General features: G+C 58.4%; 13 protein-coding genes. 7 read left to right on the top strand and 6 right to left on the bottom strand.

Features of this window, described 5'->3' with window-relative positions; genetic code table 11:
* Positions 1–77: 77 nt before the first annotated feature.
* On the top strand, positions 78–1,415 hold the full coding sequence (gene asnS, locus VN622_10055; protein ID HWR36200.1) for an asparagine--tRNA ligase: 1,338 nt from the start codon (positions 78–80) through the stop codon (positions 1,413–1,415).
* A gap of 52 nt (positions 1,416–1,467) precedes the next feature.
* Here the strand turns inward: asnS and VN622_10050 are convergent, their stop codons facing one another.
* Positions 1,468–1,602: a hypothetical protein gene (locus VN622_10050; GenBank protein ID HWR36199.1), complete on the bottom strand. Its 135-nt coding sequence runs from the start codon at positions 1,600–1,602 to the stop codon at positions 1,468–1,470.
* Between the two features lie 43 nt (positions 1,603–1,645).
* Between VN622_10050 and rocF the strand changes: the two genes are divergently transcribed.
* From rocF to VN622_10020, 6 genes are all read left to right on the top strand, one after another.
* Positions 1,646–2,590: an arginase gene (rocF, locus tag VN622_10045; protein ID HWR36198.1), complete on the top strand. Its 945-nt coding sequence runs from the start codon at positions 1,646–1,648 to the stop codon at positions 2,588–2,590.
* Between the two features lie 191 nt (positions 2,591–2,781).
* On the top strand, positions 2,782–3,972 hold the full coding sequence (locus tag VN622_10040) for a D-alanine--D-alanine ligase family protein (GenBank protein HWR36197.1): 1,191 nt from the start codon (positions 2,782–2,784) through the stop codon (positions 3,970–3,972).
* A gap of 209 nt (positions 3,973–4,181) precedes the next feature.
* Positions 4,182–4,970, top strand: a complete 789-nt coding sequence (locus VN622_10035; GenBank protein HWR36196.1) for a DUF4097 family beta strand repeat-containing protein — start codon at positions 4,182–4,184, stop codon at positions 4,968–4,970.
* Positions 4,971–5,143: 173 nt separating this feature from the next.
* Positions 5,144–5,878, top strand: a complete 735-nt coding sequence (locus tag VN622_10030; protein HWR36195.1) for a TetR family transcriptional regulator — start codon at positions 5,144–5,146, stop codon at positions 5,876–5,878.
* Between the two features lie 311 nt (positions 5,879–6,189).
* Positions 6,190–6,762 (top strand): lipocalin-like domain-containing protein, encoded by a 573-nt coding sequence (locus VN622_10025; GenBank protein HWR36194.1) that lies wholly within the window; start codon positions 6,190–6,192, stop codon positions 6,760–6,762.
* 69 nt (positions 6,763–6,831) lie between these two features.
* Positions 6,832–7,278: a hypothetical protein gene (locus VN622_10020; GenBank protein ID HWR36193.1), complete on the top strand. Its 447-nt coding sequence runs from the start codon at positions 6,832–6,834 to the stop codon at positions 7,276–7,278.
* A gap of 221 nt (positions 7,279–7,499) precedes the next feature.
* Here the strand turns inward: VN622_10020 and VN622_10015 are convergent, their stop codons facing one another.
* The 5 genes from VN622_10015 to plsX all read right to left on the bottom strand — a co-directional run bounded on the left by VN622_10015 (position 7,500) and on the right by plsX (position 13,081).
* Positions 7,500–9,467, bottom strand: a complete 1,968-nt coding sequence (locus VN622_10015; protein HWR36192.1) for a cation:proton antiporter — start codon at positions 9,465–9,467, stop codon at positions 7,500–7,502.
* Between the two features lie 181 nt (positions 9,468–9,648).
* On the bottom strand, positions 9,649–9,900 hold the full coding sequence (locus VN622_10010) for a hypothetical protein (protein ID HWR36191.1): 252 nt from the start codon (positions 9,898–9,900) through the stop codon (positions 9,649–9,651).
* A 71-nt stretch (positions 9,901–9,971) separates the two neighbouring features.
* Positions 9,972–10,523: a hypothetical protein gene (locus VN622_10005; GenBank protein ID HWR36190.1), complete on the bottom strand. Its 552-nt coding sequence runs from the start codon at positions 10,521–10,523 to the stop codon at positions 9,972–9,974.
* A 169-nt stretch (positions 10,524–10,692) separates the two neighbouring features.
* The gene (gene fabD / locus VN622_10000) at positions 10,693–11,661 is read right to left on the bottom strand and encodes an ACP S-malonyltransferase (protein ID HWR36189.1); all 969 of its coding nucleotides are present in this window, start codon (positions 11,659–11,661) and stop codon (positions 10,693–10,695) included.
* A 349-nt stretch (positions 11,662–12,010) separates the two neighbouring features.
* Positions 12,011–13,081 carry a phosphate acyltransferase PlsX gene (gene plsX, locus VN622_09995; protein HWR36188.1) on the bottom strand — a complete coding sequence of 357 codons (1,071 nt, stop codon included), beginning with the start codon at positions 13,079–13,081 and terminating at the stop codon, positions 12,011–12,013.
* Between the last annotated feature and the right edge of the window lie 5 nt (positions 13,082–13,086).

Raw genomic sequence — 13,086 nt, 5'->3', positions numbered from 1 at the left:
ATCGAAAGGTTAGCCTTACGACGTCACTTGTAACCGTGCATGCCGTCGCAGGCTCCAGTCTAATTACGGAAAACATCATGGAAGCAGTACAGACAGCACCTGTCACCACCATCGCTGACATCGGCAAACATGAAGGCCAAACCGTCACCATCCGCGGATGGCTCTACAACCTGCGCGAAAGCGGCAAGCTCCTGTTCCCAATCTTCCGCGATGGCAGCGGCGTCATTCAGGGCGTCGTTCCCAAGAACGCGGTTGCGCCCGAAGTCTTCGACGCGATTAAGGGGCTAACGCAGGAGTCCAGCGTGATCGTCACCGGCAAGGTTCGCGCCGACAAGCGCGCTCCCGGTGGCTACGAACTCGATGTCTCCGGCGTGGAAGTCGTGCAGAAGGTTCCCGACAACGAACCCTATCCCATCACGCCGAAAGAACACGGCGTCGACTTCCTGATGGAACACCGCCATCTCTGGGTGCGTTCGGCGCGACAGGCTGCCATCCTCCGCACGCGCGCCGAAATCATCAAGGCCGCGCGCGACTTCTTCGACGATCGCGGCTTCGTTCTGACGGACCCGCCGATCCTCACACCAGCCGCCTGCGAAGGTACGAGCACGCTTTTCCCGGTGGACTATTTTGGCGACGAGGCATTCCTGACGCAGTCCGGCCAGCTTTACATTGAAGCCACTGCAATGGCGCTCGGAAAGGTGTACAGCTTCGGCCCCACCTTCCGCGCCGAGAAGTCCAAGACGCGCCGCCATCTCACCGAGTTCTGGATGGTTGAGCCTGAAGTTGCGTATGCCACGCTCGACGACATCATGCGACTGGCGGAGGACTTCATCAGTGCGATCGTAACGCGAGTGCTTGAGCATCGCCGTGCCGACCTGGAAGTGATTGGCCGCGACATCTCCAGGCTCGAAAAGATCGCCGCACCATTCCCGCGAATCTCCTACGACGATGCAGTGAAGATGCTGCACGAAGGTTTCGAAAAGGGCGAACTCGAAACCAAGTTCGAGTACGGCAATGATTTTGGCTCGCCCGATGAGACCTACATCTCGTCCAAGTTCGATCGGCCCCTGATGGTGCATCGTTACCCGGCGGCGGTAAAGGCCTTCTACATGGAGCCTGATCCGAATGACTCGACCAAGGCGCTCTGCGTCGACGTGCTCGCGCCCGAGGGCTATGGCGAGATCATTGGCGGATCGCAACGCATGGGCAATTACGAGGCGCTGCTGAAGCGCATCCACGAGCACAATCTGCCCGAGGAAGCCTTCAAGTGGTATCTGGACTTGCGCAAGTTTGGCGGTGTGCCGCACTCCGGGTTCGGCATGGGCGTGGAGCGTGCCGTGGCGTGGATCTGCGGATTGGACCATGTGCGCGAAACCATTCCGTTTGCGCGCATGTTGCACCGCATGTATCCGTAGCTAATCTGAGGTTGGGCGGGCCGTTCCAGCCCGCCTTCTTTCGGCCAAGCCTTTAGACGGCGCCGCGCATCGCGTGGGGCGATGCACGGGGACGCGAACCAGCATCTACATACGTGCCATTAGTGCCGCACGTCTCCATGTGCGGATAGACATCGCTCGGCATGGATGAGTAAACGGTTCGGCTCACCCGCTCTTCATTAACCAGAAGTAGGAACCATGGAATTGACTTTATGATCAGCGTACCTGCATCCTTCGCTAGCATCGTTTCTAAAAAGATTCGTGTCATTGGCGTACCGCTCGACCTCGGCCAGCAGCGCCGTGGAGTCGATATGGGGCCTTCGGCAGTCCGCGTTGCCGGACTTGAAACCAAGCTTGAGGCCATCGGCCATGTCGTTGAAGACGCCGGAAACATTGAGGTGACGCTTGCCGAGCAGCAGAACTTCGGCGATCCGAACGCGCGTTATCTCCGCGAGATCACGGCGACCTGCACCAGCACGGCCGAACTCGTACTAAAGACGCTGGAATCCGGCATGGTCCCGCTTGCCATCGGCGGAGACCACTCCATGGCCGTAGGTACCGTCAGCGGCGTCGCTGAGTACTATCATCGGCAAAACCAGAACATCGGCTTGCTGTGGATCGACGCGCACTCTGACATCAACACGCCCGGCACTTCGCCCAGCGGAAACGTGCACGGGATGCCGCTCGGCGCGATCATGGGACTCGGCCCTGCGGAACTTGCCGGCATTTTCGGATGGTCGCCCAAAGTGCGCCCGGAGAATTGCGTCCTCGTTGGTATCCGCGACGTTGATGCGAACGAAAAAGAAAACATTCGTCGCGCCGGAATCGAAGTCTTCACGATGCGCGACATCGACGAGCGCGGCATGCGCAGCGTCATGGAAGAAGCTTTACGCATGGCCGGACGCGGTACCGTCGGCTATCACGTCTCGCTCGATATGGATTGGATCGATCCTGAAGATGCGCCCGGCGTCGGCACTCCCGTCCCCGGCGGCGCTACCTATCGCGAGTCGCACCTGGCCATGGAAATTATTGCCGACCACGGACGCATGACCAGCTTCGAGATAGTCGAAGTCAATCCCGTCATCGACGAGCGCAACCGTACGGCAGAACTGTCAGTCGAGTTGGCGCTATCGGCGTTCGGGAAGAAGATCCTTTGATGGAATTTGTAATCGGGTGATTGGCAATCAGGCAATTTGTAATCGGGATTTCACGGGCAGTCGAAGGCGTTTCGAATTTACTGCATCGCGCCGCTCGCGCAAGAGCGTTATCCTGTTCAACTAGCAACCGACAACTGATGACCGGCAACTGACCGCCGGCAACTGACAACTGAAACCTGGCAAACTCGAAAATGAAGAAACTTCGCGTCGGCATTCTCTTTGGCGGTCGCAGCGGTGAGCATGAAGTCTCGCTGCTGTCCGCCGCATCCGTTCTCAAGGCCATCGACAAGAAGAAGTACGAAGTCGTCCCCATCGGCATCACCAAAGACGGCCAGTGGCTGACCGATCTGCACGCCGAGCGCCTGCTGCGTGGCGAAACGAAAGCGCCAGGCACCGATGCCTCGCATTTGCGCGCGGGCGATCCGGCCGCAACACCCGGCGCGGCGCTGCTCGCCAAGGGCGAGTCCGTCCTCGTGCCGCCCGTCCCCGGAGATTGTTCGTCCCTCATCCCGTTTGAGACATCGGGCGCGCACGCCGCCGCTCATGCCGTTGATGTAGATGTCATCTTTCCTGTGCTCCACGGCACCTTCGGCGAAGACGGCACGATCCAGGGTTTGCTCGAACTCGCCGACATCGCCTACGTTGGTTCTGGCGTTCTTGGCTCCTCGGCGGGCATGGACAAAGACATTATGAAGCGGCTGTTCCGCGATGCTGGCCTGCCCATCGTGAAGCACGTTACCGTGCTCCGCAACGAGTGGGAGAGCGCGCCGAAGAAGGTTCGCAAGTTGGTCGAGAGCTCTCTGAAGTATCCGGTGTTTGTGAAGCCGGCGAACCTTGGCTCGTCCGTCGGTATCAGCAAGGTGCACGAGGGCGGCGAACTCGCGGCAGCCATGGATGAAGCTGCACTGTATGACCGCAAGATCGTCATCGAGCAGGGGGTCGGGGGAGCAAAGCGCAAGCCTCGCGAGATCGAGTGTGCCGTGCTCGGCAACGACAATCCGCAGGCTTCTGTCTGCGGCGAAATCGTGCCCATTAAAGAATTTTATGACTACGACGCAAAATACATCGACGAAGGTTCGGAGCTGATTTTGCCCGCAAAGCTTTCGCGCCGTTTGCAGAAGCAGGTGCAGCAGATGGCGATTGCGGCATTTCAGTCCGTGGACTGCTCAGGCCTCGCGCGTGTCGATTTCCTGATGGATCCGCAAACGGAGAAGTTGTACTTGAACGAAGTGAACACCATGCCGGGCTTCACCTCCATCAGCATGTATCCCAAGCTCTGGGGTGCCACAGGCATCGCTTATACTGAGCTCATCGACCGCCTCATTCAGCTTGGCCTCGAACGCTACGCCGAGAAGAAGAAGAATCGCTACACCAAGGCATAGGTAGCAGGAAGCCTGCGTCTGCGATATACGGCTTCTTGCTATCGAAAAGCACGCCGCCGCGTCCAATTCAGCAGCAGGAAGCGATGCTACGGGCGCGCTGATTGCCCAGAGCGCATACTCTCTGACGCGCGCCCGCTTTTTATTCCGCCCGCCTGCCATTCCCGGGAACTTAGCCTGCGAAGCTGTCGTACCAGCAAACAGGGGGAACCATGCGCCGAATATTTTTCGCTATCCTCGTCATAGTGGTAACAGCTTCTTCTGCCTTCGCCGACCAATGGAACAAGGCTTACCAGGTCGGAAGCAAGCCTTCACTACGAGTTTTGACAAACGACGGTAGTGTTCGAATTAGCGTTTCGAAGGGCTCCATGATTTCAGCCGCGGTTCGCACGGAAGGCTACAAGATTGCGACCGAGGACGTTCGCATCATTGAGCGCCAGAACGGCGACAGTGTCGAACTGATCGTTAAGGTGCCTGAACGTTTGCACATAGGCGTCGTTCGTCAGCGCAGGCTTGAGATTGCGGTCACGGTGCCAGCCAATACGCAGCTTGATCTGCGATCGTCAGACGGCAGCATTCGTGTCTTCGGCACCCGCGCCCCCGCGAGCCTGTCGAGTGGCGACGGTTCCATAGAGGTCAGCGACTTCGAAGGGCCACTGCAAGCTCGTACTTCAGACGGCAGCATTCGTGCCGCCGGTCGTTTTGATAATCTCGACTTGCAGACGTCCGACGGCAGCATCCAGTGCGAAGTGCGTCCGGGCTCGCGTATGGCGAACCGCTGGCAAGTGCATAGCGGCGACGGGAGCATACGACTTCGCCTGCCGCAGGAGTTCGCGGCTGAACTTGATGCGCACGCTTCAGATGGACGTGTCAGGAGCGGCATGCCCGTCACGATTAGTGGAAAGGTCAGCCGCAATGCGATTCGCGGCAAACTTAATTCGGGAGGGCAGTTACTCGAGGTATCCAGCGGCGACGGGTCCATATCGATTGATCGCTGGTAACGTGCCGACTTGGACTCGGTATTCATTCTAAGCGGTTCTACGGGCACGCCCAAGAGCGTGCCTTTTCAGCGAACTGAGTAGCTCAACAGAGTGCTTAAGAAAAGACATCCGCGGTTCCTATTATTTGTATCCGCTGTTTGTTTTTATTCATCTAAATAGTTGGTTAATTCATAATGGCTCCTAGAAAACGCTCTCATCTCGGCTCCCGCAACCAGCCTGAACTCAGTCGCCACACAATCCTTCAAGCCGCCATACAGGAGTTTGCTGCGCATGGTTTGGAGGGCGCGCGCATCGATTCAATCGCACAATCAGCCCGCGTCAACAAGGCCCTGCTCTACTACTACTTCCGCGACAAGGAAGGGCTTTACGGAGCTGCGCTCGATCACACCTTCGGGAAATTGGTCGAGACACTTGATCAGGTACTTGACCTCGACCTGGCGCCGGCGGAAAAGGTGCTGGCCTACGCTGGCGCGCACTTCGATTACGTCGCGAGTAATCCTATTTACCAGCGCCTTTTGCAGCACGAACTCATGCGCACGGGAGCCCGCAATTCGCTACATTTCGAGCGTATCGTATCGCGCCATTTACGTCCGGTCTTCGGCAAGTTGGCCGTGGTGCTCGCGAAAGGCACAAAGCTTGGCGTATTTCGACAGGTTTCTCCCGAACAGTTCATGCTTTCGATGGTTGGTGTCGTAGTTTTCTACTTCAGCAGCATGCCGATTACGCGTGCTTTCAGTGACCTGGACCTGCTCGCTCCAACAGCCCTGCGTGAGCGTCGCGCCGCTGTACTCGACTTCATCTCGGCCGGCCTCTTCCGCGATCCCGCGCTGGCGGATCACGTTTTGGGCCTGCCGCACATAACCAAGGCAGACATCCCTGCCGCCGACGCTCAGTCGGCGTCATTATGAATTCGCCTCCAACGATTCTGTCTTCCGAGCGAAGAGCGTAAGCCCGGAGTCGACGGACCCCTTTTGCCAGCTCTGTGCAGAGGGGCCCTTCGACTCCGCGACTTTGTCGCTTCGCCCAGGAAGACACCGCGAGGCGAACGCAAGTAAAGCGATCCACCGGTGCAAGGCCTTGCTGAAGGAACGCGGGGCCTGCTGCAGTCTGGCCTGACCCGAGGTATCTTTCTGTGTTCGCGACCATCACGCTGCCGAATGCACGGCTTGTAGTACTGCTATGTTGTACAATCGCGCGCTCCAGCATCGGAGGGATAGCTATGAAGCGACTCGGGTTCGTCTGCATTTTCACGAGCTGCGTGGCAGCAGCGGCACTGATCGGAACTCCGCAAATCGACGCGCAGGCTACCTCCGGGAAGGCGAAGCGGGCTGTGCGTGCGCGCACAGCGGCTGCCAAAATGCTTCCGGAGCTGAAGCCGTTCATCGGCACATGGAAGCTAGTGTCGTCCATGGAGACGCTTGCGGACGGCACGGTACGGCCGTACGGCTTTGGTCCGAACGCAGTGGGGTACCTGATGTACGACGCGACCGCGCATATGTGCGCCCAGGTGGTGAATCCTGATCGGCCGAGATGGAGGAATCCCGAAAAGCCCACGCCCGAAGAGGTGAAGACTGCCTTCGACGGATTCGGAGGATACTGCGGAACGTACTCGGTGGACGAGAAGGCATCGACGGCCACGCATTTGCCGGAAGTGCCATTCGACCCGAATATCGTCGGTCAGCCGAAGCCGCGGACTTACAGGTTCGATGGCGATCGTCTCATCTACAGCGGCAGTGAAAGCGGAGAACAGGGCGAGACACGCTGGGAGATGGTGTGGGAGCGCGTGCGCTGAGAGTTCGTGAAGCGATATAGTACCAGCGGGCGAGAGCCTGATGTCTAGCCTGAACGAGAACGGAACACAATGTCTACAACGCTGTTTGACGCGAAGCCCTACGACCCGAGACGCGACCGCCGCAGGAATATCATCATCGGTTCCATCATCCTGGCCATCCTGATCCTCTTGCCGCTGGCATGGTGGTTTCGCCATTGGCCGGAAGAACACAAGGTCGATCAGTTCTTCACGGCCATCGAGCAAAAGGACTTCGAAAAGGCGTATGGAATCTGGGTTGCGGACAAGGACTGGAAGCTGCATCCGCAGAAGTTCACGAAATATCCAATCGGCGAGTTCTACATCGATTGGGGGCCGGGCGGGGAGTGGGGCCTGATCAGGTCGCACAAAGTGGATGGTTCGGCCGCGCCACGAGGCGGAAGCGGAGTCGTCGTCGTAGTGACCGTCAATGACCGTGTTGAGAAGGCACGTATCTGGGTCGAAAAATCCGATCAGACCTTAAGCTTTTCGCCGTTCTAGCGAGGAGGAAAACTCCGATCTCAACACCGCCTTTGGCGGGACTCTACCCGGATGCATAGATTGTGCTGCTCTGCCCCACCCCCGCGGGCCTCTTCGTTCTAAGCTGCTATCGAATGCGTGCTTATTGTGAGAAGGGTGTTTTTTTCTAACGCGCCCCACGAAGGTTGGCGAAAAGCGCCGTTCACTTGGGCGCGCGGACCCGGACCGATGGGATGAGCTTTTCAACCCTGTTTAGCTTCTTCGGCTCTGATTGGGGTCCGCAGCGATTTGTCGAATGAATCGATCTGTTCCGCCAATCCGAAGACTCGAAGTCTATCGCCAACCTCGAAACGCGCCGTAGCCGGTGGATTCATCACGGTGTCTTGTTCTTTCGTGATCGTAAGAATCGTAATTCCAAAACGCTCGCGGACGTGCTGCTGACCGATGCTTTCGCCGGTGGCCATTCCCGGTGTTATCAGAATTTCGCGAACCTGGGGCAAGCCCGCCAGCGTCTCTCGCGGTTCGTAGTGAGCGAGTTCGACGGCGCTGCGGAACTCTGAAAGGTAAGCCGCAGCTTTGGAGCCCGGTACCTTCAGGTAGTCCAGCGCGCGGCGAATGAGTGCGAGCGATGCTTCGGCTTCCGGTTGAACTATCTCCGTGGCTCCGATGCCTATGAGCGCATCGCGGTCCTGCTTTCCGTGTGCCCTGGCAATGATGGGGACGGTCGGATTGAGCCGCCTTGCGATTTCTGCGGCGAGCAGAGCGCGGTCGAGTTGCGGCAGTGTTATGACGACCAGCGCCGCGTCCGCTACGTTAGCTTCCTCCAGGATGTTTACGTGAACGGGGTCGCCGAAAATTGCCGGAACGCCCCGAGAGCGGAGAGTCTTCACAATGTCAGGATCGATCTCGACTACTACATAGGGAGTTCCAAAGGTCTCCAGCGCGGTTCCAACGACGCTGCCGACTCGACCAAATCCGCATAGGACAACGTGGTCGTGCAGTTTCTCCACGGTCGCGCCCCCGAGCGCGTTGTGCTCCGCGGCAAATCGATATCGCCCAATGATAGCCGGGACAAACCGCATTAGAAGAGCGTTGAGCAGAATCGTGACCAGTGCGGTGGCGAGGGTGGCGTTATATACGTCGTCGCCAACCAGCTTGGCATTGCGCGCGACTTGCACGAGGATGAACGAGAACTCTCCGATCTGGGTCAGTCCAACGGCGACGAGGATAGCCGTCCACACGCCGTAGCCGAATAGCAACACAACCGTACCCCACACCACAAACTTGCCGAAGATGACGAGTGCAACGAGCGTCGCCAGTAACGGCAGGTTCGAGAACAGGGTGGAAGGGTCGATGAGAGCTCCGATGGTGACAAAGAAAAGAGCGACGAACGCGTCTCTCAACGGGAGCAGTTGCGCGAGTGTCTGGTGCGCGTACTCCGATTCGCTGATGACCATGCCTGCGAGGAACGCGCCAAGAGCCAGAGAGAAGCCGACGGCCTGTGTCACGGCAGCAGTCGCGAATCCCAGGGCCAGCGCAACAAGCAGATACAATTCCTGGCTGCGTGTGCGCGCGACGCGCGTCATGATCGGCGGGACAAGTTTGTAGGCTATGAAACCGATCGGTATGAGGAGCAGTGCGGACTTGCCAAACGCGATTCCAATTGCGAGGAAGTTGCCATTTTGAATCGATGACAGCGAAGGCAGCAGGACGGTCATGACAACGACTGCCATGTCCTCTACGAGCGTTATGCCGATCATGACACTGCCGTGACGCGAATGGAGCTCGCCGCGGTCGATGAGCAGGCGTGACAGCACCATCGTGCTCGCAACCGAAATAACAGCTCCGATGGTGATCCCCTGCGCAGTAGTCCAGCCCAGCAGATGTCCAACCGCTAAACCTAGGGCGATCGAAAGCAGGATGCCCAGGAAGCCGCCCAGCAGGGCAACCCATTTGACGCGAAGCAGGTCCCGTGCTGAGAACTCGATTCCAATCGAGTACATCAGCAGAATGACGCCGACTTCCGCAAGCATTTCAAGAAAGTGCAGGTCCGAAATCGCAGGACCGGGCGTGAATCGTCCGATGAGGATGCCACCGAAGACGTAGCCAAGAATAAGCGGCTGGCGCAGGCGTCTTGCGAGAAGCCCTCCCGCGAGGGCGGCGACAAAGACGTATGCGAAGTCAACAAAGAATCTTGGCTCTGGCGTCATGTTGAACTAGTCCACTTTCAGAATGAAGGAGTTAAACGGTTCCGTATGCAATTGAGTTATGGGACGCAAGTAACGGCACAACTCGCAACATCTATCTGCGAGATTGAATGGCAACGCGAAATGATGAATGCTCATGTCATCTCCCAGGGCCCATCGAATCCGGCAGCGAAGGTTGCGCTAACTAGCAGAGGAGAGTGCAGGTCATCTCAAGCAGACGTTCACGACGCATCGTTGGTACAGGCGTCCCAAATGCCAGGGCGAATGGTTCGGGGAGGATCGCCGGACGGAGTACGGTCGCAACTAACAGACGCATCACACCCGGTTGCTTGATCTTGACCACGGCGGTTGGTGTCGCAGTCGCCGGACAGACGAGGACGAACGCCAGCAGTACGCAGGCGAGAATCGGTACCCCGAGGGTGAGTCGGCGAAGCATGACCGCATCCATTCTAATCTAACGTGGACGCAGCGAGCCTCGCGGAAGCAGGACGAGGCACGACGCAACGGCTACTCCTCCCGGGCTCCAATCGTGTATCCGATCGACGCACCGTAGCGTGCTAGTCGTCCGCTATTGAACAGTGAGTTGTCGTGTACCAGGTACAGGTGCGCCTCCGGGCGAACGAAGATACGGCTGGAGACATAGAATCGAACGCCACCTGCGAAGTGTCCCATGAAGTTGTTGACGCTGGTGTAGTTGGTGCAACCGGTGAAATTACAAACGAAATAGGGCTGGTAAAAACGGATGCTCTGGCCACCAATCCCGGCCATCAGTTCGCCTGCGAGTCTCTTCCACTGCGGCACCCAGATCGCGTTGACGTCATAGAAGATTGGGCGATAAGGCTGAATCTGCTGGTAGGAGCTCTGGCTCCCGCGCCAGGCAACCTCGCCGTTAACGCCGAAGCCATGCCCGAAGAGCAAATCTGCGCTGAAGGCCGGAAAAGCTCCGCCGCCCAGGTTCTGAGTTGCAGCTAAGTTTGAATCTGATTGCGACGTAGTCGTGCCTACGCCGAAAGCAAAATCGACTTGCTGCTGCGCGTGGGCAACACTCGGTGACAGCATGAGACATGCGGCTGCGAAACAAAGTGTGGCGACCAGAGGTAAGTTTCTCAAGTAAGTCTCTCCGGCTCCGTTTGATGTTCTGGACAGGTTTGCGGTTTGTTCGGGGAACCGCAAAAGCGGCGTGACCTCGGGCTGACCGGCGGTGCGCCTGCCGCTCTTGTGAGGACGACTACTCAGGCTTGCTTTTGCCGTCGCTGAAGTGATTCTTCACCTTCTGCAGAGAGGCTTCGTCTTCTACGTTGAGGCAAGTTTTTGAGCGATCGATCTGGCGCATGAGGCCGCAGAGGACCTTGCCTGGACCAACTTCCACAAACTGATCGATGCCGTCCGCGATAAATCCGCGCATCGACTTCTCCCACTGCACTGCTCCGGTGACCTGGCGGATGAGGGCGTCGCGCGCGGCTTCGGACGTGGTGACGGGGGCTGCATCCACGTTACACATAACTGGCACAGAAGGCGCATTGAAGGTGAGCGCCTTGAGATCGCCGGCGAGGCGGTCCTGCGCAGGTTGCATGAGCGCGCAATGGAAGGGTGCGCTGACGGGGAGCATGACGGCGCGCTTCGCGCCCATCTCTTTGCAAGCGTCGGCGGCGCGTTCGACTTCGGCCTTGCTGCCGGAAATCACAACCTGGTCGGGCGAGTTGATGTTGGCGGCCTCGCACACTCCGCCGTTTTTCGTAGCCGCGCGGCAGCAGACTTCGATATCCGCCAGCGGCAGCGCAAGAATCGCGGCCATGGCGCCCACGCCGACCGGCACGGCTTCTTGCATGTACTTTCCGCGATTGCGCACCGTGCGGACTGCATCGGCAAAGGAGAGCGTTCCGGCGGCGACATGCGCGGAGTATTCGCCGAGGCTGTGTCCGGCGACGTAGCTGGGAATGAGTCCAATGGATTCGAGCACGCGCCAAGCAGCAACGCTGACGGTAAGGATGGCGGGCTGCGTGATTTCGGTCAGGCGCAGCTTGTCTTCCGGACCTTCCAGGATAACCTGCGATAGCTTGTATCCGAGCGCCTCGTCGGCTTCGTCAAACGTTTGCTGCGCCACGGGATACATGGCAGCAAGTTCCTTGCCCATACCGATGGCCTGAGAGCCTTGCCCGGGGAAGAGGAATGCGACAGAGGGAAGACGATGAGTCATAAGTGTCCTTTGAGTGCGAGGTAAATAGGAATTGTAATTGCGAATTTGTAATTGCGAATTTGTAATCTCGAACCCACTGGGCCGAGCGGCAGAAAGCTGCTTAGCTGCTGAGCTGAGCTACGAGAAAAGCTTAGTCTTCCTGAGCGAGGGCGTAAGCCCGAGTCGAAGGATCCTTTTGCCGGCTCACTGCCGATGAAAGCGGGCCTTCGACTCGGCGGCTTCGTCGCTCCGCGCAGGAAGACAACGAAACTCGATAGCTCAGAAAATTCCAGACTGGCTCAGCGACTCAGTAACTAAGCGACTCAGCCGCTCAGTAGCTTGACGAGGGCGGGCGGGGCATAAAACTTGGTTAGCGGGGTTCGGCGACCGGGGTCGTTGCGTTGCTGTGGTTCGCGAGGGAGGCTTCTGCGGCCTGGATCTGCTGCTCGATTTTGCGATTGAGGCGCGTATTGGCAAATTCGGCGGCGACGCGGATGGCGTTCTTCATGGCGTTCGCGTTAGATGAGCCGTGGCTGACGATTGCAACGCCTTTGAGCCCTAACAGGGGTGCTCCGCCGTATTCGGAGTAGTCGAGGCGCTTCTTGAAATCCTCAAATGCTTTGCGTGCGAGCAGGTATCCGACCTGGCGGGTGATGGTGGCCTGGAGGGATTCCTTGATGATGGCGCGAACGGTTTCCACAAGGCCCTCTGAGATCTTCAGGGCGACGTTGCCGACGAAGCCATCGCAGACGATGACGTCTACGTTGCCGTTATAGAGGTCGCGGCCTTCAACGTTTCCGATGAAATTGAGTGGCAGATCTTTCAGCAGCTTGAAAGCCTCGCGAGTGAGATCGTTTCCCTTGCTCTCTTCTTCGCCGATTGAGAGCAGGCCGACGCGCGGCTGCGCTGAGTGGGCAAAGCGTCCGGCAAAGATGCTGCGGAAGTAAATCTCGCCCATGATGGCAAACTGCTGGAGGTTGGAAGGCTTGCAGTCCACGTTTGCGCCGACATCGAGAAGGATGGCGGCGGTTCCGGCTGCGGTGGGAAACACGGCGGCGAGCGCAGGACGGTCAACGCCCGGCAGCGCGCCCAATACCATTTTGGCCGTCGCCATGGCCGCGCCGGTATTCCCGGCACTGACAAATCCGTCGGCCTTGCCTTCGCGGACCAGTCGCAGGCCAACGCGCATGGAGGAGTCACGCTTGGAGCGTACTGCCTGCGCAGCTTTTTCGTGCATGCCGATTACTTCGCTCGAATGAACGATGTCGATGGGTAAGTGGCGGCCAGAGGGGTGATGCGCCATTTCGGCACGAATCACATCCTCGCGGCCAACCAGCAGAACCCGGACATCGCAATGACGAGCGGCGAGGATCGCACCTTCAATTTCAGGTTTGGGCGCGCGATCCGAGCCCATTGCGTCAACCGCTATGGTAGTCGGCATCGATT

This window comes from Clostridia bacterium (assembly GCA_035561135.1).
In the GTDB taxonomy this organism is placed as follows: domain Bacteria; phylum Acidobacteriota; class Terriglobia; order Terriglobales; family Acidobacteriaceae; genus DATMYA01.
Note: the sequence above shows the minus strand (reverse complement) of the source record. Positions and strands in the feature narration are given on the sequence as shown.

Bases quoted from the DNA above. Each gene is read 5' to 3' on its own strand.
- asnS (HWR36200.1), top strand. From the start codon at position 78: ATGGAAGCAGTACAGACAGCACCTGTCACCACCATCGCTGACATCGGC.
- rocF (HWR36198.1), top strand. From the start codon at position 1,646: ATGATCAGCGTACCTGCATCCTTCGCTAGCATCGTTTCTAAAAAGATT.
- VN622_10040 (HWR36197.1), top strand. From the start codon at position 2,782: ATGAAGAAACTTCGCGTCGGCATTCTCTTTGGCGGTCGCAGCGGTGAG.
- VN622_10035 (HWR36196.1), top strand. From the start codon at position 4,182: ATGCGCCGAATATTTTTCGCTATCCTCGTCATAGTGGTAACAGCTTCT.
- VN622_10030 (HWR36195.1), top strand. From the start codon at position 5,144: ATGGCTCCTAGAAAACGCTCTCATCTCGGCTCCCGCAACCAGCCTGAA.
- VN622_10025 (HWR36194.1), top strand. From the start codon at position 6,190: ATGAAGCGACTCGGGTTCGTCTGCATTTTCACGAGCTGCGTGGCAGCA.
- VN622_10020 (HWR36193.1), top strand. From the start codon at position 6,832: ATGTCTACAACGCTGTTTGACGCGAAGCCCTACGACCCGAGACGCGAC.
- VN622_10015 (HWR36192.1), bottom strand. From the start codon at position 9,467: ATGACGCCAGAGCCAAGATTCTTTGTTGACTTCGCATACGTCTTTGTC.
- VN622_10010 (HWR36191.1), bottom strand. From the start codon at position 9,900: ATGCTTCGCCGACTCACCCTCGGGGTACCGATTCTCGCCTGCGTACTG.
- VN622_10005 (HWR36190.1), bottom strand. From the start codon at position 10,523: ATGCTGTCACCGAGTGTTGCCCACGCGCAGCAGCAAGTCGATTTTGCT.
- fabD (HWR36189.1), bottom strand. From the start codon at position 11,661: ATGACTCATCGTCTTCCCTCTGTCGCATTCCTCTTCCCCGGGCAAGGC.
- plsX (HWR36188.1), bottom strand. From the start codon at position 13,081: ATGCCGACTACCATAGCGGTTGACGCAATGGGCTCGGATCGCGCGCCC.